Annotated in this window: 15 protein-coding genes; 7 read left to right on the forward strand and 8 right to left on the reverse strand. The window is 66.5% G+C overall.

Annotated elements, in window-relative coordinates; translation table 11 throughout:
• Positions 1 to 106: 106 nt before the first annotated feature.
• From HN018_RS17380 to HN018_RS17405, 6 genes are all read left to right on the forward strand, one after another.
• Positions 107 to 787, forward strand: a complete 681-nt coding sequence (locus HN018_RS17380; RefSeq protein WP_171832902.1) for a response regulator transcription factor — start codon at positions 107 to 109, stop codon at positions 785 to 787.
• A complete protein-coding gene (locus HN018_RS17385; RefSeq protein ID WP_338033987.1) occupies positions 777 to 2,372 on the forward strand; it encodes a sensor histidine kinase in 1,596 nt (531 codons plus the stop codon). Before HN018_RS17380 ends, HN018_RS17385 begins: the two co-directional genes overlap by 11 nt.
• A 4-nt stretch (positions 2,373 to 2,376) precedes the next feature.
• Positions 2,377 to 2,766 (forward strand): hypothetical protein, encoded by a 390-nt coding sequence (locus HN018_RS17390; RefSeq protein WP_171832901.1) that lies wholly within the window; start codon positions 2,377 to 2,379, stop codon positions 2,764 to 2,766.
• Positions 2,759 to 3,520: an SIMPL domain-containing protein gene (locus HN018_RS17395; protein ID WP_171832900.1), complete on the forward strand. Its 762-nt coding sequence runs from the start codon at positions 2,759 to 2,761 to the stop codon at positions 3,518 to 3,520. Before HN018_RS17390 ends, HN018_RS17395 begins: the two co-directional genes overlap by 8 nt.
• Before the next feature lie 144 nt (positions 3,521 to 3,664).
• Positions 3,665 to 4,843, forward strand: a complete 1,179-nt coding sequence (locus HN018_RS17400) for a zinc-dependent alcohol dehydrogenase (RefSeq protein WP_171832899.1) — start codon at positions 3,665 to 3,667, stop codon at positions 4,841 to 4,843.
• A 473-nt stretch (positions 4,844 to 5,316) separates the two neighbouring features.
• The gene (locus tag HN018_RS17405) at positions 5,317 to 8,328 is read left to right on the forward strand and encodes a glycosyltransferase (RefSeq protein ID WP_171832898.1); all 3,012 of its coding nucleotides are present in this window, start codon (positions 5,317 to 5,319) and stop codon (positions 8,326 to 8,328) included.
• Between the two features lie 202 nt (positions 8,329 to 8,530).
• Here the strand turns inward: HN018_RS17405 and HN018_RS17410 are convergent, their stop codons facing one another.
• The 8 genes from HN018_RS17410 to HN018_RS17445 all read right to left on the reverse strand — a co-directional run bounded on the left by HN018_RS17410 (position 8,531) and on the right by HN018_RS17445 (position 16,645).
• On the reverse strand, positions 8,531 to 8,959 hold the full coding sequence (locus HN018_RS17410; protein ID WP_171832897.1) for a DUF3293 domain-containing protein: 429 nt from the start codon (positions 8,957 to 8,959) through the stop codon (positions 8,531 to 8,533).
• 24 nt (positions 8,960 to 8,983) lie between these two features.
• A complete protein-coding gene (gene rodA, locus HN018_RS17415) occupies positions 8,984 to 10,129 on the reverse strand; it encodes a rod shape-determining protein RodA (protein WP_171832896.1) in 1,146 nt (381 codons plus the stop codon).
• 89 nt (positions 10,130 to 10,218) lie between these two features.
• A complete protein-coding gene (locus HN018_RS17420; RefSeq protein WP_171832895.1) occupies positions 10,219 to 11,631 on the reverse strand; it encodes an FAD/NAD(P)-binding protein in 1,413 nt (470 codons plus the stop codon).
• A 110-nt stretch (positions 11,632 to 11,741) separates the two neighbouring features.
• Positions 11,742 to 13,475, reverse strand: a complete 1,734-nt coding sequence (gene poxB / locus HN018_RS17425) for a ubiquinone-dependent pyruvate dehydrogenase (protein ID WP_171832894.1) — start codon at positions 13,473 to 13,475, stop codon at positions 11,742 to 11,744.
• A gap of 20 nt (positions 13,476 to 13,495) precedes the next feature.
• On the reverse strand, positions 13,496 to 13,765 hold the full coding sequence (locus HN018_RS17430; RefSeq protein WP_171832893.1) for a hypothetical protein: 270 nt from the start codon (positions 13,763 to 13,765) through the stop codon (positions 13,496 to 13,498).
• 413 nt (positions 13,766 to 14,178) lie between these two features.
• Positions 14,179 to 15,066 (reverse strand): DUF697 domain-containing protein, encoded by an 888-nt coding sequence (locus HN018_RS17435; protein WP_171832892.1) that lies wholly within the window; start codon positions 15,064 to 15,066, stop codon positions 14,179 to 14,181.
• On the reverse strand, positions 15,063 to 16,436 hold the full coding sequence (locus HN018_RS17440; protein WP_171832891.1) for a YcjX family protein: 1,374 nt from the start codon (positions 16,434 to 16,436) through the stop codon (positions 15,063 to 15,065). The genes HN018_RS17435 and HN018_RS17440 overlap by 4 nt, the downstream gene beginning before the upstream one ends.
• A gap of 26 nt (positions 16,437 to 16,462) precedes the next feature.
• Positions 16,463 to 16,645 carry a YqaE/Pmp3 family membrane protein gene (locus tag HN018_RS17445; RefSeq protein ID WP_171832890.1) on the reverse strand — a complete coding sequence of 61 codons (183 nt, stop codon included), beginning with the start codon at positions 16,643 to 16,645 and terminating at the stop codon, positions 16,463 to 16,465.
• A 543-nt stretch (positions 16,646 to 17,188) separates the two neighbouring features.
• Here HN018_RS17445 and HN018_RS17450 point away from each other — a divergent pair.
• Entirely contained in the window at positions 17,189 to 19,483 is a 2,295-nt protein-coding gene (locus HN018_RS17450) for a beta-glucosidase family protein (RefSeq protein WP_171832889.1), read from the forward strand.
• Positions 19,484 to 19,520 lie beyond the last annotated feature (37 nt).

Genomic DNA, 19,520 nt, shown 5'->3' on the forward strand with positions numbered 1-19,520 from the left:
GGTGACCGGTGCGCGTCCGACGTCACATGGACAACTTCGCCGTTGTGGGTGCACGCTCCACTCATGAAGCCGGCCGTGTGGCATGGCGATGCAAAAGGCGTAAGCGATGCGTATCCTGCTGGTCGAGGACGACCAGACCGTCCGCGGCTTCGTTGCCAAGGGCTTGAAGGAAGCGGGCCACATCGTCGAACAGGCCGATAACGGCAAAGACGGCCTGTTCATGGCCGTCAGCGAAAGCTTCGACACCATCATCCTGGATCGCATGCTGCCTGGCGGCATCGACGGGTTGCACCTGCTGGAAACCATCCGCGGCCAGAACAACCGGACACCGGTGCTGCTGCTGTCCGCGCTGAGCCAGGTGGACGAGCGGGTCGCGGGCCTGAAGGCCGGTGGCGACGACTACCTGACCAAGCCGTTTGCCTTCTCCGAGCTGCTAGCGCGGGTCGAGGTGCTGTGCCGCCGTGGCAAGGGCGAGACCGGGCCGACCACGCGTCTTGCGGTCGGCGACCTCGAGATGGACCTGCTGTCGCGGCAGGTGAAGCGGGCCGGCCAGAAGATCGACCTGCAGCCGCGGGAATTCCGTCTGCTGGAATACCTGATGCGGCACGCCGCCCAGGTCGTGACCCGCACGATGCTGCTCGAAGGCGTGTGGGATTATCATTTCGATCCGCAGACCAACGTTATCGACGTGCACGTGTCGCGGCTTCGGCAGAAGATCGACAAGCCGTATCCGACCCCGCTGATCCATACGGTCCGCAACGCCGGCTACATGCTGCGTGACGACTAAACAGCCCGTCGGCGCACGCGTCCGGCCGGCCTGGCTGCGATCGCCGGTCACGGGCAGTCCGGCCCGGCGATCGATCGAGCCGGCCGCCGGTCCGCGCAGGAGCCGCCGAAACGACATCCTCCGGTCCGCCAGCCTCAGGCTGGCCCTGGTCTATGCGCTGCTGTTCATCCTCAGCGCGATCATCTTCATGTGCTTCATCTGGTGGGCGACGGTCGGCCTGCTGGAGCGGGAAGCCGAGGCGGCGATCGAGGCCGATGCGCGCGCCCTGTCGGAGCGGTTTGCCGAGGATGGGCTGCTCGGGCTCGGCAACACCATCCAGGAGCGCCTGGCGCAAAATGTGGACGACGACGCGATCTACCTGATGGTGGACAGCGCCGGCGTACGGGTCGCGGGCAATCTGCGCGACTGGCCGCACGTCGTGGCGCGAACCGACATCTGGTACCAGCTCTCGATCTCGCGGGCCGGCCTGCGCGGGCGGGCGGAGCTGCGGGCGTTCACCCTGCCTGGCGGTTTCCGCCTGCTGGTCGGGCGGGACGTACGCGCACGCACCATCCTGAAGCGCCTGCTCACCGATACGCTGCTGTGGGCGGTGCTGATGGTGGGAGTGCTCGGGGTCAGCGGCGCGTTCGTGGTGCGGAGTCTGTTCCGGCGCATGGTCCACAACGTCGCCCGCACCACCGCGGCGATCGCCGCCGGCGACCTGACCCAGCGGGTGCCGCTGTCCGGCAGCGGCGACGAGTTCGACCGGGTCGCCGAGACGGTCAACGAGATGCTGGACCGGATCGCCCGGCTGATGGACGGGGTGAAACAGGTCTCGAACTCGATCGCGCACGACCTCCGCACGCCGATCACCCGCGCCCGCGCCCGGCTCGAGGATGCGGCCCTGCACGCGACCGGGGACGAGGAAATGCGTGCGGCGATCGAGCGGGCGGTAGCCGACCTCGACGGGGTGACGGCGGTGTTCGAGGCGCTGTTGCGGATCGCCGAGATCGAGGCCGGCGCGCGACGCTCGGCGTTCGCGCCGCTGGAGCTGTCGGCGCTGCTGGACGACCTTGCCGACCTGTACGGCGCGCTGGCGGAAGAACAGGAACTGACGCTGGAGCGGCTGCCCTCCCCCTCGATCACCCTGCAGGGTGATCGTAGGCTGATCCAGCAGGCAGTGGCGAACCTGCTCGACAACGCCATCAAGTTCTCCAGGCCGGGCGGGGTGGTCCAACTCGCGGCCATCCCCGACGCGGGCCTGGTCCGGATCACCGTCCGCGACCAGGGAATCGGCATGCAGGCGCCCGACCTGGCACGCGCCTCCGAGCGCTTCTATCGCGCCGAGACCTCGCGGAACATGCCGGGTTCCGGCCTTGGCCTGTCGCTTGTGGTGGCGGTGGCGCACCTGCACGGCGGACGGTTCGAGCTGGGCCCCCCGGCAGGCCGGGATGGCACGACGACCGGTCTCGAGGCGACGCTGATCCTGCCGCTGACCGGCATGGCAGGACAGCAACAGCCGTTGCTAAAACAACCTGTCCCACTCCGGATGGAGCCGCCGTCATCTTCGGACCATCAGCCGGACAGGGCGGACCGCCTATCCTGACGCCATGATCCCATCGGCTCTCCGTCCCCGACACGTCGCACTGCCGCCGCTCCTGCTCCCCGCAATGCTGGTGCTCGCCGTCTCGGTGGGCGGCAACGACCCGGCAATCGCCCAGGATTCGGAAACCGAAGATGCGCCGATGGTGGTCACCTCGGATACGCGTGCCTACTGCCTGAGCCTGTCCGACCGTATCGACCGCTATGGCACGATGCCGCAGGAGGTGCGCGACCTGGAGACCGAGGGGCGCGAGCTGTGCCAGCAGGGCCGCGTCCGCGGTGGCATCAACCGGCTGCGTCGCGCCCTGATGGTGCTGCGCGCCGAGCGTGGGCCGGCGGGCGAGAGCGTGGATGTCGCAACCCCGGACAAGAACCAGGAGAACGACCCGCATGAATAGCATGCCCAACCATCGCGCCCCCTTCACCGGACCGGTATCGCTCACCGGGGCGGTATTCCTGGCCGGGCTCGGCGCATGGGCCCTGGCGTCGTCCGCACAGGCAGCACCGCCGGAAGCGTCGCTGCCACCGGGCGCCACGCTGCTGCATCTGTCGGCGACGGGTACGGTGCAGGAGGCTCCCGACCTGCTGGTGGCCCAGCTTGCAGCGGAAGCGACCTCGGCCGATCCGGTCGTGGCACAGAAGCAGGTCAACCGGCTGATCGCCGCGGCAACCGCTATGGCAGCCAAGATGGAGGGTGTCGTGCCGCACCTCGCCGACTACAGCGTCGAGCATAGCGGCGAGAAGCAACAGCTCTGGACGGCGCGGCAGATGCTTCGGCTGCAGGCGACCGACGGGACCGCGCTGCTGGAACTGGTCGGGCGGCTGCAGGGCAGCGGCCTGGTGATCGGCGACCTGGCCTGGACCCTCTCGCCCGCGCGCATGGAAGAGGCCGAGCGGCTGGCGGCCGACAAGGCCCTCAAGACACTGCAGGCGAATGCGGCCGCGGCGGCGCGGTCGCTGGGGCTGAAGGTCGGGACGATCCGCGACGTCAGCCTGAGCGGCGGCGGCGGCGAGCCACGTCCGATGATGCGGATGAAGGCGATGGTCATGTCCGCGCCCGAAGCGACCCAGGACGCCCAGGGTGTCAGCCGCGAAGCATCCGCGGAAATCGAGCTGGATCCCATGCCGGGAAGCGCCGCACCGACGCCCTGACCAGGCGCTTCCGAAGCCGCGGACGGCCGATCGCCGCCGTGGTCGCTCACCGCCCCGTGTCCTGCGATCAGGTTGGCTTGAGACGAGCAACCCCGATCGGCGCCCTACGTATCACCAGCTCACAGCCGTGAACTGGAAACGTACATGAAGGCCCTCACCTGGCAGAGCAGAGGCAAGATCACCTGCGAGACCGTGCCCGATCCGATCATCCAGGACGGGCATGACGCGATCATCAAGGTGACTGCCTGCGCGATCTGCGGCTCCGACCTCCATCTGATGGGCGGCTTCATGCCGACGATGGAATGCGGCGACATTCTCGGCCACGAGACCATGGGCGAAGTGGTCGAGGTCGGTCGCGAGAACACCAAGCTGAAGGTCGGCGATCGCATCGTGGTGCCGTTCACCATCTGCTGTGGCGAATGTCGGCAGTGCAAGTGGGGCAATTTCAGCTGCTGCGAGCGCACCAACCCGAACGGCAAGATGCAGGCGGAAACCTTCGGTTATCCGCTGGCAGGCCTGTTCGGCTTCTCGCACATCACCGGCGGCATTCCGGGCGGACAGGCGGAATATCTGCGCGTCCCCTATTCGGATGTCGGCCCGATCGTGGTTCCGGATGGGCTCACCGACGAGCAGGTCCTGTTCCTGAGCGACATCTTCCCGACCGGCTACCAGGCGGCGGAAAATTGCGACATCCAGCCCGGGCAGACCATCGCCGTATGGGGCTGCGGGCCGGTCGGCGTGCTGGCGATCAAGTCCTGTTTCCTGCTTGGCGCCGAACGGGTGATCGCCATCGACACGGTGCCGGAGCGGCTTGCCCTGGCGCAGGCCTCGGGCGCTGAAACCATCGATTTCGGCACCCAGAACGTGCAGGAAACCATCATGGAAATGACCCATGGTCTCGGCCCCGACGCAGTCATCGAGGCTGTCGGCATGGAGGCGCATGGCGTCGACACGCTGGCACAGAAGGTCAGCTCGGCGGTGATGTCGGCGACGGTCAGCATGGAACGGCCGTTCGCCCTGAACCAGGCGCTGCTGGCGTGCCGTCCGGGCGGGACGGTATCGATACCGGGCGTGTATGCCGGCATGGCCGGACCGATCGGAATGGGCCTGCTGATGAATAAGGGGCTGACCGTCCGCACCGGCCAGACCCACATGCTGCGCTACATGAAGCCGCTGATGGAGCGGATCCAGAAGGGTGAGATCGATCCGTCGTTCATCATCAGCCACGTCTCCACCAACCTGGAAGATGGGCCGGCTCTCTACGAGACGTTCCGCGACAAGAAAGACGGCTGCACGAAGGTCGTGTTCAAGCCGCACGGCTGACACCAGCGCGAGGGGTCCCGAACGGGCCCCTCAAGCCGGACTCACCCGGCGGCTTCTCGATGTTGGAAAGCTCTCGGCACGGCTGGATGGGTTTGCTAAGGCCAGCCTCGGGCGCGGTCGAATCTCGCGACCATTCTCGATTGAATTCGCTGTCATCGCGAACCCGCTGAGCGGGAACACCCAGCCAGCCCTCCCGTACAACATTCAGGTCAAACCCTCGATCCCGCCGTACCAGGCCCGAGCTGCGTGCTCAAAAAGTGAGAGCATCCGTATCGTGTGAGTGAAAAAGGATTATTCCAAGTTAAGCAAACAAACTATTAGCCAGATCGACCGGCTTCGTTATAACTGGATAAATAATTCAGATCGGACGACCATAAAGAATTCAGAAATGTCGTTGTTTTAGCGTATCGAACAGTATTCGATGCGGATGCGGCGCTGATATCGCGCATCCTCGAGTGACAGATGAGGCGCTGATGTTCGACAGCACTATAAGTGGCAAATACGTTCCGCCGCTCGACGATCGCGTTCCACTCTGGAAACTGTTCGACCGGGAATGGTATCTCGATCGATATCCGGATGTCGCAGTTGCACTCCCGGCTTCCGAAACCGATGTCGCGGAAGACCATTACCGGGAACATGGCGCCCGCCTCGGCCACTCCCCTAACATGTTCTTCGACGAAGCCTGGTATCTCGGCCGTTATCCCGGGGTCGCTGCCCATGTCACCGCCGGCGGCGCGCGCTCGGGCTTCGATCATTATTGCAACGATGGCTACAGACAGGGCTATTCGCCGCACTGGTTGTTCGACGAGGCGTTCTACCTGGCCACCCACCGCGACATCACCCGGGGCCTGCTGAACCGGAATGGTTTCGTCAATGGCTACGACCATTACCTGAGACAGGGCGACGCCGACATCCTGAGCGGCCATCGCTTCTTCGACGCCGCACTCTACCAGCAGAACGCCATCGAGGACGACGCCGGCCGAACCGTGTCCGGTGGCCCGTTCGCGCGCTTCCTCGCCAACCGCGCCCGCGCCGGCAGCACCGCCCGCCTCTCCTGGTATTTCGACCCGGTGTGGTATCTGGCCACCTACCCGGATGTTGCCCAGGAGATCGACAAGGGCTGGTGGAGCTGTGCCCTGCAGCACTTCCTCTGCAACCGCTCACCGCAACGCTACGCCGCCCTGGAGTGGTTCTCCGAGAGTTTCTACGGCAAGACCTATCCGGACGCGCTGGGCGCTGTCCTGGACGGCTCGTTCCGCAATACCTACGAACATTTCGTCCGCTTCGGCGCTGCCGAATGTCGCAAGCCGCACCAGGATGTCGACCTGGTCCGCTATGCCCGGTCCCTGCGCGTCCAGGCCGAACTCGAACGCCGCGACCATCCGGACGCCTTCACCCACTGGCTGGCCAACGCCGCCGGGCTGGGTGCGGACGACATCACGCCGGCCACGAACCTGCCGGAAGCACAGAGCAAGCAGTTGTTCCTGCGTCAGGCCGAAGCCATGCTGCTGCAGTTCGCCCACGCCAGGATCGACTTCACCCTGCCGGACCCGGACGATCTGATGCCGGCGGTCAGCGTCGTCATGATCCTGCACAACCAGTTCGCGCTGACCATGACGGCACTGGCGTCCCTGCGTGCCTGCCATGGCGGCGCGATCGAACTCATCCTGATCGACTCCGGCTCGCGCGACGAAACGCGCCGTATCGCGCGCTATGTGTCGGGCGCCCGCATCGTCCGGTTCGAGCATAATGTCGGCTTCGTCGCAGCCTGCAACGCCGCACTCGCCCACGCCACCGCGCCGTCCGTGCTGTATCTCAACAACGACCTGACGCTCGGCATCAAGTCGGTGGAGCGTGCACTTGCCCGCCTGGCGTCGGACCCGCGGATCGGCGCGGTCGGTGCCAAGTTCATCCGCACCGACGGTCGCCTGCAGGAAGCCGGTTCGATCATCTGGCGCGACGGCTCCACCGCGGGTTACCTGCGCGACGGCGACCCGAACCTGCCGGAAGCCAACTTCGTCCGCGAGGTCGATTTCTGCTCCGGCGCCTTCCTGATGGTGCGCGCCGACGTGCTGAAGTCGCTCGACGGCTTCGATGATGATTTCCGGCCTGCCTACTACGAGGAAACCGATCTCTGCGTGCGCCTGAAGAAGGCCGGCTACCGCGTGATCTACGACCCTTCGATCATCGTCCAGCACGTGGAATACGGCTCCGCCGGCGCCAGCAGATCCACCCATATGATCCAGCGCAACCACAAGGTGTTCGCCGGCAAGCACCAGGACTGGCTGCGCTACAAATACCCCCAGCACAGCCGCAACGCCGTGCTGGCCCGTTCGCCACGGCCGGTCCATGGCTGCAGCCGCATCCTGTTCATCGAGGATCGCATCCCGATGCGCGATCTCGGCTCCGGCTACGTCCGGTCCAACGACATCGTCCACGCCATGGCAGCCCTCGGCCATCATGTCAGCGTCTATCCGATTTATCCCGCCGGCTGCGACGCACTGGAAATCCTGTCCGATTTTCCGGAAACGACGGAGGTGCTATACGACCGGGGCCTCGACCAGCTCGCATCCTTCATCGCGGAACGCGCCGGCTACTACGACATCGTCTGGATCGGCCGCACCCACAATCTCGAACGCCTGCTGCCGACCCTGAGCGATGCATCCTCGTCGCTGCCGGAACATGGCTTCATCCTGGACACCGAAGCGGTCAGCGCGCCTCGCACCATCGAGCAGGCGAGAGTGCTCGGCCGTACGCTGGAGCATGATCTGGAAACCATGCTCCGCCGCGAATTCGCCTGCGCCTATTTCTGCCAGCGAATCGTCGCGGTGAATGAGCGCGATGCCGGCCTGATCCGCCTTGCCGGCCATGGCAACGTCGCCGTGCTCGGCCACATGAAAGAGGTCACGCCGACGCAATCGGGATGGGGCGAGCGCGCCGGCATCCTGTTCCTCGGCGCCTTCCACGAGGAGAGCAGCCCGAACTACGATAGCCTCTCCTGGTTTATCGACCAGGTATTGCCGCTGCTGGAGGGCTGGTTGCCGCCGGAAGTCCGCTTCACCATCGCAGGCTATGTCGCGCGCCAGGTGGATATGTCGCCGTTCGGCCGCAACCCGCGCATCGACCTGCATGGCCCGGTCGAGGATCTCGAAATGCTCTATGACAGCCACCGCGTGTTCGTGGCACCCACCCGCTTTGCCGGCGGGATCCCGTTCAAGGTGCATGAGGCGGCATCGTTCGGACTGCCCGTGGTGGCGACCGAACTGCTCTGCCGACAGGTCGGCTGGACCGATGGCGCGGACATCCTGTCCGGCGGCACCGACGACGCGCAGCGTTTTGCCGATCGGATCATCGAAGCATACGACGACGAGGATGTCTGGACCAGGATACGCAACGGCGCGCTTGCCCGCATCACCGACGAGAACAACCGCGCTGCCTACCACGCACGCCTCAAGGAGATCCTGACCGACACGAACCCCGAATGACGTCGTGGCTTATCTGGACGGATCGAACGGCGTTCGCGCCCGGGTCGATCAGGGCGGGCTCTGGGGTTTCCCGCTGTCGACAAACCGGTTGCGGCACAACAGAGTGGATGGGGCGCCAATGGAACTAGCCGCAGTCTAGCCGGCTGCTCCGGGCTTCCAGCCGACCCGTGCGAAGGGTGGTTCCCGAAATCCCTGCGCTGCCTCACGACGATCCGGCATGCACCTGCGGTATCGCCGGCGCAGTCAGCAGCACCAGCCGCGCCGGCCGGCGGTCACGCAACAGGATGACCGCGTTCTGCCGGAAGCGACGGGCCAGGCACATACCCCGGGCGGGAGCGATCGCCACCAGCAGCAACGGCTCCGACCAGCGTCCCAGCCGGCCCTCGCCCTCGACACAGGAAAAGCCACGGAGCGCCTCCCGCAGATGGTCCATCATGCGCCGGTTCCAGCCGTCGGGCCGGAGCCGGCCGCAGGGATTGCAGGCGCTCAACACCACCAGGTCGCGTCCGGCCCAGTGCCGCGGCATCGGGCCGGGACGACGGCCGACATGGGCGACGACGCCGCCGGCGGTATAGGTGCTGAGCCGATAGGCACGCAGCACCGCCGGCGTCGGCGGCACCAGGCCGGTCATCGAGTGCCCGTCACGGGTCGCACGTCACGGATCGGCGTCGCCGAACCGCATGTCGCGATGCACATACACCGACAGCAGCAGCCCGAAGCCGAACATCACCGTCAGCATCGCCGAGCCGCCGTAGGAGATCAGCGGCAGCGGCACGCCGCCGACCGGGATCGCGCCCATCACCATCGACAGGTTGACCACGCAGTAGAGAAAAAAGTTCATCGCGATGCCGAGCCCGAGCAGCCGGCCGAACTGGTTGCGGCAGCGCAACGCCATCAGCATGCCGCCGATGATCATCACCAGCAGCAACGCCATGACCGAGAGCCCGCCGACCAGTCCCCACTCCTCGGCGATCATGGTGAAGATGAAGTCGGTCTGTTTCTCGGGCAGGAAGTTAAGCTGGCCCTGGGTGCCGTGCAGGTAGCCCTGCCCCCACATGCCGCCGGAACCCAGCGCGATCTTGGACTGGATGATGTTGTAGCCGGCGCCGAGCGGGTCGCTTTCCGGATGCAGGAAGGTGGTGATGCGGGCCCGCTGGTAGTCGTGCAGGTGGCCATAGGCGAAGCGGCCGAGGAACGGCAGCGGCGCGATCAGCAGCGCCATCTGCCAGAGCCGCATGCCGGCCGCGAGGAAGATCGAGCCGCCGACCGCGGCGATGATCACCGCCGTGCCGAGGTTCGGCTCCTTCAATACCAGCGCCACCGGCGCCAGCACCATCAGGGCCGGCGGGATCAGGAATAGCGGGTTGCCCATGCGGTCCGGGCCGGCGCGGTGGAACCAGGCGGCGAGGATCAGCACCAGCGCGATCTTGGCGAGCTCGGACGGCTGCAGCTGGAAGCCGCCCAGAACCAGCCAGCGCTCCGCGCCCTTGCCGACATGGCCCATGCGCAGCACCGCCACCAGCAGCGCCAGCGAGAAGAAATACAGCGGCCAGGCAAACTTCACCAGGATGCGCGGGCTGACCATGGCGATGCCGAGCATCATCAGCAGCCCGAAACCGAAGCGGATGCTTTGCGGTCCGGCAAACGGTTTTGCCGACCCGCCACCGGCCGAATACAGCGCGCCGTACCCGACCCCGGCCAGCAGGCAGATCAGCAGCACATACAGCCAGCTCACCCGCCAGAGCTTGGCCAGGAAGCGGAAATTGGGCTCGGCCCGCAGGAGACGCTTGTCGGTGATCATTGCCGGCAGAAATGGCGCGTGCCGCTGCGCGTGTCCATGAAAAGCGGGCGGCGCCCATGCAAAGCCGATTGCGTCTTCGGAAGCCGGCGCTAGGCCGGCATCAGGGTGGCAACCAGGGCGGCGACCTCGCGCGGCTGGGTGGTGACCTGCGGCAGGCCCATCAGTTCGCCATGGGTGCCACGCGCCAGCGGGCCGACCACGAACAGGCTGGGCCAGGCCTCGCCATCGACGGCGATGACCCGGCTCGTCTCGTCGACGTCGATGCCGAGCCGGCATGAATCGGCGCGCAGCGCTCCGGCGTCGGCCAGGCTGCGCAGCAACGGATGCGCGGACACCACCGAGCGATGGCCCGGACCGGTGCAGTTCACCACGGCGGCGATCCGCACCTGCTCGATGGCCGATCGGCCACGACGCCGGAACCGGACGGTGATCGCGTCGGTGTCCGCTTCGGCATCGAGTGGCATCGCAGCCGTCACGGTCAGCCAGCCGGACCGTTGCCCGTCCGCCAGCACCGCCTCGATCTGCGGGGCGCACTGGAAGCGATGAACATCCCAGAACGGGCGAAGATGGCGCAGCAGGCGCCGGCGTTCCACGACCGGGAGCGCCTTCCAGATGGTTCGTGCCTGGCTGCGGATCGCATCGACGACACCCTCCCAGGGCTCGCCCAGGGCAGCGATCTGCGCCACCTGTTGCCGCACGCGCCGCAACAGGCCGAGTGCCGTCGCTTCGGGATCGGTGGCGAAGTCGCCGGATGCCGATACCGGCAGCCAGGTGCGTGGACGCGGGAGCAACCCGCGCCGGGACAGTGCCAGGATCGAACCCCGATGCCCCCGCGCCCGCAGCGAGGTGATGACGTCGCAGCCGGTCAGGCCGGTACCGACGACGAGCACCGCATCGTCCGGTCCGATCGCCTCGAGCGCTGTCCGCTCCCAGGGATCGCGGACCACACGCGGATCGGCCTCGAGCCCGTGCAGGAAGGCCGGGAGGTCCGGCGCGGTGTGGCTGACGCCGAGCACCAGCAGCGGTGCACTGACGGTGTCTCCGGTTTCGAGCGTCACCTGCCAGCCACCGCCCGGGGACGGGGCAGCCGAGGAGGCCCGCTCGCGCCGGTGACGGACGATCACGGCGGAACCAGCGATCTGCGTTCGTACCGCGTCGTCGACATACGTGCCGAACAGGTTGCGCCGTACATGGCGCCTTCCGTCAGAAGTGACGGCATCGGGATCCTGTGCGGCCTCGCTCGTACCGCTCAGCCAGTCGATGAAGTGATCCGGCCGGTCCGGGAACAGCGACATGCGCCCGGCGGTGACGTTGGTGCGATGAGCCGGATCGGCGGTGCCGTAGGCGAGGCCGGCACCGAGCCGTTCCGCCGGCTCGATGACGACGACATCGCCCTGCAGGTCCGGGTGGTCCCGAAGCAGGTGCGCCACGAACGCGGCTCCGGATAGTCCTGCGCCGACGAGGATGACATCGGCTTTGGAAGAGGTCGGTCTCTGCACCATGCCGACACTCTTATACCGTAGACCGACGATAACCCGACAGCATACCTGCCAGATCCGGTTATCGTTTTGTCATCCCGCTCGTCCTTGTGACGAGGCACAGGCTCCTAGGATCACCGGCGCAGGTTCGTCCGTGCGAGTTCGACCAGGTCACCCGCGCGGCCGTCGAGGACCGCCTTGGCCATGTAGAGCGAGAATCCCTTGGCCATGTCCGCCGTGACCTTGGGCGGCATCGCGAGTTCCATGCGGTTGACCACCGCATCCACGAGAACCGGGCCGTCATGGGCCAGCGCGGCCTGGATGCCGGCATCCACCTCGTCGGGTCGCTCCAGCCTGATGCCGCGTATCCCGACCGCCTCGGCCATCTTGGCGAAGTTCGGGTTTTTCAGCTCGGTGCCGGTGTCCAGGAAGCCGACCGACTTCTGCTCCAACTCGATGAAGCCCAGCGAGCCGTTGTTGAACACGATGACCTTCACCGGCAGGCCAAGCTGCACCAGCGACAGGAAGTCGCCCATGAGCATGGTGAACCCGCCATCGCCCGACAGGGAAATAACCTGGCGTCCCGGGAACGCCGCTTGTGCCCCGATCGCCTGCGGCATCGCATTCGCCATGGAGCCATGCCAGAACGAGCCGATCAGGCGCCGTCTGCCATTCATCGCGAGATAGCGGGCGGCCCAGACTGTCGGCAAGCCGACGTCGCAGGTGAAGACGGCGTCATCGGCCGCGAAGGTGTTGACGGCACTCGCCACCTGCTGGGGGTGGATGAAACGTCCGCCCTTCCGCTCCTTCGCCAAATCATCGAGTTCCTTGCGGGTCTCGCCGTAATGCTTCCTCGCGGCGTCGAGATGCGAGCTGTCGGTCTTTGGCTCGAGGCGTGGCAGCATCGCCGCGATGGTCGCCGCCACGTCGCCGACCAGGCCGAGTTCGATCGATGCACGACGCCCCAGGTTCTCCGGCCGGATGTCGACCTGTGCGATGCGCACGGCGCCATCCGGATAGAACTGCCGGTAGGGAAAGTCGGTCCCGAGCATCAGCAGCATGTCGCAATCGCGCATCGCGTAGTAGCCCGAGCTGTATCCGATCAGGCCCGTCATGCCGACATCATAGGGGTTCTCCCATTCGACATGCTCCTTGCCGCGCAACGCGTGCACCATCGGCGAGCGCAGTCTCGAGCCCAGTGCCAGAAGCTGGTCATGGGCGCCTTCGCACCCGGACCCGCACAGCAGCGTCACCCGCGAGGCGGCATTGAGCATGGCGGCCAGGCGGTCGACCTCGTCGTCGACGGGACGGACGATTGCTGGAACCGCCAGCAGCCTCTCGATCCGTGGCACCGGTGCCGCGACGGCAGGGAGCAGCGCCGTGTCACCCGATACGACGACCACCGAGACGCCGCGCTTGCCGACCGCCGTACGGATCGCCGCCTCGAGCATGCGCGGCATCTGGGCCGGCGTGGAGACCAGCTCGCAGAAATGACTGCACTGCCGGAACAGGATTTCCGGATGTGTCTCCTGAAAATACCCGGAGCCGATCTCGCTCGAAGGTATCTGGGCGGCTATCGCCAACACCGGGACCCGGTTGCGATGGCAGTCATAGAGACCATTGATCAGGTGCATGTTGCCCGGTCCGCAGGAGCCCGCGCACACGACCAGGGAGCCGGTCAGATGCGCTTCGGCGCCGGCGGCGAAAGCGGCGACCTCCTCGTTGCGGACGTGCACCCACTCGATCTTGCCGTGCCGGCGCAGTGCGTCGGTGAAGCCGTTGAGGCTGTCGCCGACCAACCCGTAGATACGTTTCACACCGGCGGCGGCAAGGATCTCGACCATCTGCTCGGCAACCGTCTTGGTCATGACTATGTTCCTTCTGTCGATTAACAGCGTAACGGCCTGATCGAACGAGACGAAGCCGCCTGGGCGCATCCGTCGCCGGCCAACCTTGCCACAAATGTGCGCTGCTGCCTGAAGCTGCCATTCATCCAGATGTGGAACGGGAACATGTCGAGATGCCCGCTTGCCAGGATCTCGTCGCACACCTTGACGATCGACTTGTGGACCTTGTCGTTCAGGTCGCCACCCAAATGATCCGCGTCGGCGGCTGCCTGCTTCATGATCGCATAAGCCGTAATGATCTCTGGCGGCATCGGACCCCTTGCCAAGTCCGGAAAGTTTCGGGGAAGGCTATGTCTGCGCGCCTCTGAGCCGGTTTGGATGGGCTTGCACATCGCAATGACTGTCGTTCTCGGCCCAAACTCGGGCATCCGCCTTCTCCTACGATCGAAGTCGATCAGGCTTTCCTCTGAGGTTCACGACCTGATGAATGCCGGAGGCAGTCACCGACGGTCTGCCGTGCGTTCCTTCATGCAGATCGGGAACGGCCAATCCCGGAGTGCCGTCGGTGGCGACGAGACAATGCGGAACGGTCGCTTGCGCAGGGAACGAGTCCTCAGACTGTCTCGACGACCTCGTATCGCCTGACGGACCGCTACAGCGGAAAATCCAGCCTCCTATTGGTCGGATGAGGATGCACCCGGACGTTGGTCCGTCCAGCGTTAGCCTACTCCGGCGGCAGCGGCGTGCAGGCAATCGAAGCGGCGCGGCCGAGGACGATCATGCGACGGGCCGCCACCGCGCCGCCTGCCATCTCGCCGGCCAGATGCGTGAGCAACGGCGTACTCAGCACCGCATGCGCGGCGGTGTTGATCGCGGCCTCGGTCACCGCCGTCGCGGTCGCGGCATAGGCGGTGCGTCGCAGCAGGCCGAGCGTACCGAACAGGCTGGGACGTAGCCCATACAACGATGCGATCTGGCGGATCAGCCGGAGGCCGCGCCACGAGATCAGCAGCACCACCAGCGACGGTGCCGGCGTCGCGGCCATGCCGGCAACCACCTGGAGCGCAGCACGGCGACCAAGCTGGTCGGCTTTCGCGCGCAGGCCGGCCTCGGCACCGGCGCGAAGCAACGGCAGCACGGCATCGGGATCGTTCAGCGCATCGAGCGCCGGACGCAAAGCGGCACCGCCTTCGATACGGTCGAGCCAGCGTCTGGCCGCCTCGACCTTCACCGTCGCATCGTCCGAGGCAAGGTCACGGCGCAGGCGGTCCACGGCATGCAACGCCGCCAGCGCCCGCAGCTCGCGCCAGATGCCGAGCAGGATCAGGCCGAACCCGAGCAGCGCCACCAGCAGGGTGAGACCGCCGAGCAGCCGGGACCGGGTGAACTCGGCCGCAACGAAATTGCCGGTCTGCAGCGCCGCCAGTCCGAACGCCAGCACGGCAAAACCGCTCAACACCAGCAGCGGCATGCTCCAGCGCGGATCGGCGGGTTCGACACCGGTTCCCGGCACGATCGGCACCAGTTCGGCTGCGATCTCGAGGCGGTCGGCACGGCCGGTCTCGGTTTCTATGCGCGGCCTGACCAGTGGTTGCGTCGGTCGCTCGTTCACAGCAGGTCCTCCAGCAGGAAGCCGAGCAGTGCGTCGAGCCCGATATTGGGGATGGCCGCGCCACGCAACAGCCGCGCCGGCTCGAACGCCGGCAATTCGAGGAACGGGTGCGCCCAGAATTCCGGCCCCGGCGGCCGGTCCGGCACCTCGCCCGGATAGGATCGGGTCAGGCGCTCGCTGCCGAGAAGCCGGCCGCGTACGGCGGATACCGGATGCCCGTCCAGGGTCCAGACGAAATCCTCGGTGCAGCGGGCGGAGGCGACCGCGAAGCTGGCACTGCGTACGCCGGAAGGGAGTGCCCCGGACGCTGCATCCCCGCGCAGACCGGGCTGGCCGGTGAGTGCCCCCATCAGCGCCGCGAGATTACCCCGCTGGCGTTCGGACACGTGGTCCGCCTTGCTCGCGACGTAGGCCACGCGGGAGATCACCCGCGGCGGCAGGCGCAATGCCGCAAGCGACGCGATCGACGACAGCCACGACCCCTGCCAGCGCAGGCCGGACGATGCGGCAGCAAGCGCGGCCTGGGCGTCCGCGAAAGCGTCGGGGCCGGTATGCAGCGCGCCGAGCAGGTCGGCCAGCACCACCAGCCGGTCGATCCGGCCGAACAGCGGCGAGACCAGCGCGTCGCGCGTCGCGGTCACGTACGCCTCGTAGCGCCGGCGCATCAGGTCGGCCAGCGGGCCGCTGCCCATCAGGGGGAAAAAGCTCATCCAGGGTGGTGCGGCGCCCGGAGCCGGCATCAGGAAACGGCCGGGCTGCAGCATCGCCATTCCGTGCAGGTCGCGCAGACGGGTCAGCGTCGCGACATACAGGCGGTGCCCGGACAGGGCGAGCGCCTCGTCGGCGGATGCATGTGCCGGCAGCGCGTGCGCAAAGGCCAGGAAGTCGCGGGTGGCGTCGATCAGGCCGGGCCGCTCGAGCCGCGACAATACCGACTGCGACCAGTCGGCGTAGGACAGTTCCAGCAGCGGCAGGTCGAGCAGCCATTCGCCGGGATAGTCGAGCAACTCGAGCCGCACCTGCCGGGGCGGCAGGGTGGCGAAGGCGGGCCGAAGCTCGAGATCGAAGGCCAGCAGGGACACCGCGTCGGTCCGGGCCGGCCAGTGCGGCGGGTCGGCGGCCAGGGCGGCCAGGTGCGCCACATGGTCGAAGCGAGGCAGCGCCTCGGCACCGGCGGATGCCAGCCTGGCACGGACGATGCGGCCACCGAGCGCGTTGCTGGCGAGCAGCGTCGAGGCGAGCGAGGTGAGCAGCACGGTCTTGCCGGCGCGTGCCAGGCCGGTGACACCGATGCGGATGGTGCGCGGCCGCATGTAGTCGAGCGGTGCCCGCAACGCCGGGAGCAGTTTCTGCCGCCAATCCTGGACCATGATGTGTTCCCCGCCCGCCGCCGCTCCTAGCGGAACGCGCGCAGTTTCACGTCGGTCTTGTACTGGCTGAGTGCGTAGACCGCCCAGATCGTGGCCGGCAGCCAGCCGATCAGGGTGACCTGCAGGATCAGGCAGAAAATGCCGGCGATCGGCCGGCCGATCGTGAAGAAGGTCAGGAACGGCAGGATGAAGGCGATCAGCAGACGCATGGGGAGCTCCGGGAACAATGTCCCGGCAAACCTAACGCGGATCCTGCCATCCTGACTGCATGGCGCAGTTCAGGCGCCTACCCGGAAGGCCTCCCGGTTGTTGCCGATCCTGCATCCCTGCAGCGAGCCGGACTTTCCACACCGCGCCGTCATGGATCAACGAAATAAGATTGCGCGGGTCCGGAATGAGTTTTTGCCGTGGATCACACTGACCATTCCGGCAACACTGGTCTATCGAGACGCTACAAGCCAGCAGGCTCATAGCAACTTAACAAAGAATGTTTCCGACACCGAAAATATTCGAACGGTATCCCGCGTGTCGTATCGCAGACACCCTCGCCCGCGCATGGGCTGCAAGCATCCAAGCCATTCGTCTCGCAGCATCAACGCCAGGTGTGGCAGAGTTGCCGCGTCGTGGTTTGTAACAACAGCAGGCGACTTCCAGGGATCCCGACGCCGTGACCGGTTGGTCCGCCCGTGGCGCCGGTCTCGATAAGCGCTTTCAGGCTTCTGCATAACGACAGAAACGTCGGGGATACGTCCATGCACAAAAAACGCAGCCTGTTCCTGGCCTGCACGGCCATGAGCCTCCTCATGTCTTGCCGGGCAATCGATGTGCAGACCACCGATACCCACGCTGCGGCAGGCCCGGCCGACGCGGAGGCGCCGCCCTGGATGGATGCCTCGTTGTCGCCCGATCGACGCGCCCGCATGCTGGAACAGCGGCTTTCCACGCAGCAGTTGCTGCAGCTGGTGTACGGCTATTACGCAGTGCCGGCCAACTACATGCTTCCGGCCAATGTCGTTCCGCAGGGCGCGGTCGGATCGGCCGGCTTCGTGCCGGGCATTCCGGAACTCCTGGTGCCGGCGCTGCAGGAGAGCGATGCCGGGACCGGCGTCGCCGATCCGGTGAATGGCGAGAACGGCCAGCCGATCCGCGGTGCCGCCGGTTATTCGACCGAGCTCCCGTCGGGTCTCGCCACCGCCGCGACCTGGAATCGCGAGACCGCCTTTCGGGGCGGCGCGATGATCGGCGAGGAAGCGCATCGGGAAGGGTTCAATGTGCTGCTGGCAGGCGGCGTCAATCTCGCCCGGGAACCGCGCAACGGCCGTAATTTCGAATATGGCGGCGAGGACCCGCTGCTGGCCGGCACCATGGTCGGCGAGCAGATACGCGGCATCCAGTCGCGCCACGTCGTGTCGACGATCAAGCATTATGCCCTGAACGACCAGGAGACCGGCCGCAACTCGGCCTCCTCGAATATCGACTGGACCGCGGCGCGACAGAGCGACCTGCTGGCGTTCGAGCTGGCGCTCGACATCGGCAAGCCGGGGTCGGTGATGTGCTCCTACAACCGCGTCAACAGTGCCTATGCGTGCGGCAACGATGTCCTGCTGAACCAGATCCTGAAGGGCGACTGGGGGTACAAGGGGTGGGTCATGTCGGACTGGGGTGCTGTGCATGCCGTCACCGACGCCAATGGCGGGCTCGACCAGGAGTCCGGCAGCTTCTTCGACCAGCCGAACGGCGGTCCGTTCTTTACCACCAGGCTCGAGCAGGCGATCCATGACGGAACGGTCAAGCCATCGCGCCTGCTCGACATGGCGCATCGGATCCTGCGTTCGGAGTTCGCCAACGGGCTGTTCGACGATCGCGTCACCAACATCGTTCCGATCGACGCCGCAGCCGACGCTGCGGTGGCACAGGCGGACGAGCAGGAAGGTATCGTCCTGCTGAAGAACGCGCACTCGACGTTGCCCTTGTCGAAAAAAATTGGATCCGTCGCGATCATCGGCTCGAACGCGGCCAACGGCGTACTGGAAGGCGGCGGTTCGTCCCAGGTCTGGCCGGTCGGCGGCCCGGCGGCACCGGTGGACGCCAGCAAGAGCTTTCCGCGCCCGCTGATCTGGAACCCCTCCTCGCCGATGGCGGCGATGAAGCGGGAAGCGCCGAACGCCACCTTTTCGTATGACACCGGCGCCGATCCGTCTGCCGCCGCAGCAGTTGCGGCCAAGGCGCAGGTGGCGATCGTGTTCGTCAACCAGAGGCTGGGCGAGAGCATCGATGCGGCCAGCCTGTCGCTACCGGCCGACCTGCAGACCAAGGCCGATCAGGACGCGCTGGTGCGAGCGGTGGTCCGCGCAAACCCGAATACCATCGTGGTGGTCGAGAGCGGCGGGCCGGTGCTGATGCCTTGGCTTGCGCAGGTGATGGGCGTGCTTGAAGCCTGGTATCCGGGCTCGGGCGGGGGCGCTGCAATCGCCAACGTGCTGTTCGGAGACGTGAACCCGTCCGGCCACCTGCCGCTGACCTTCCCCGCGTCGGAATGCCAGCTGCCACGGCCGGTGCTCGATGTCGGCACGCCCACCAACCGGAACTTCCCGATCGACTACACTGTCGAAGGTGCCGCGGTCGGCTACAAATGGTTCCAGAAAAAGCACCTGACGCCGCTGTTCCCGTTCGGCTACGGGCTCAGCTACACCACCTTCTCCTACGGCGAACTGCACGCGACGTCGGGCAACGCCCTCACCGCCACCTTCACCGTCACCAACACCGGCGCCAGGGCGGGATATGCGGTGCCGCAGCTCTATCTCGGCCTGCAGGGACGCGGTGAGGCACCGACCCGACTCGTCGGCTTCGCCAAGGTCATGCTGCAGCCACACCAGAGCCGATCGGTCAGCATCACCGCCGACCCGCGCCTGCTGGCCGAGTTCGATGGCACCAACGACCGCTGGGTCGTGAAAGCCGGGCACTATCCGCTCTATCTCGGCACCTCGGCGAACGACATCGTCCGCACCGGCACCACCACCCTCAGCAGCCAAAGCCTGGCTCCCTGATCCAGCGACCAGGGCCGCGAGCCGTCCGCATCAACGT

The sequence above is a fragment of the Lichenicola cladoniae genome (assembly GCF_013201075.1).
GTDB classification, from domain to species: Bacteria; Pseudomonadota; Alphaproteobacteria; order Acetobacterales; family Acetobacteraceae; genus Lichenicola; species Lichenicola cladoniae.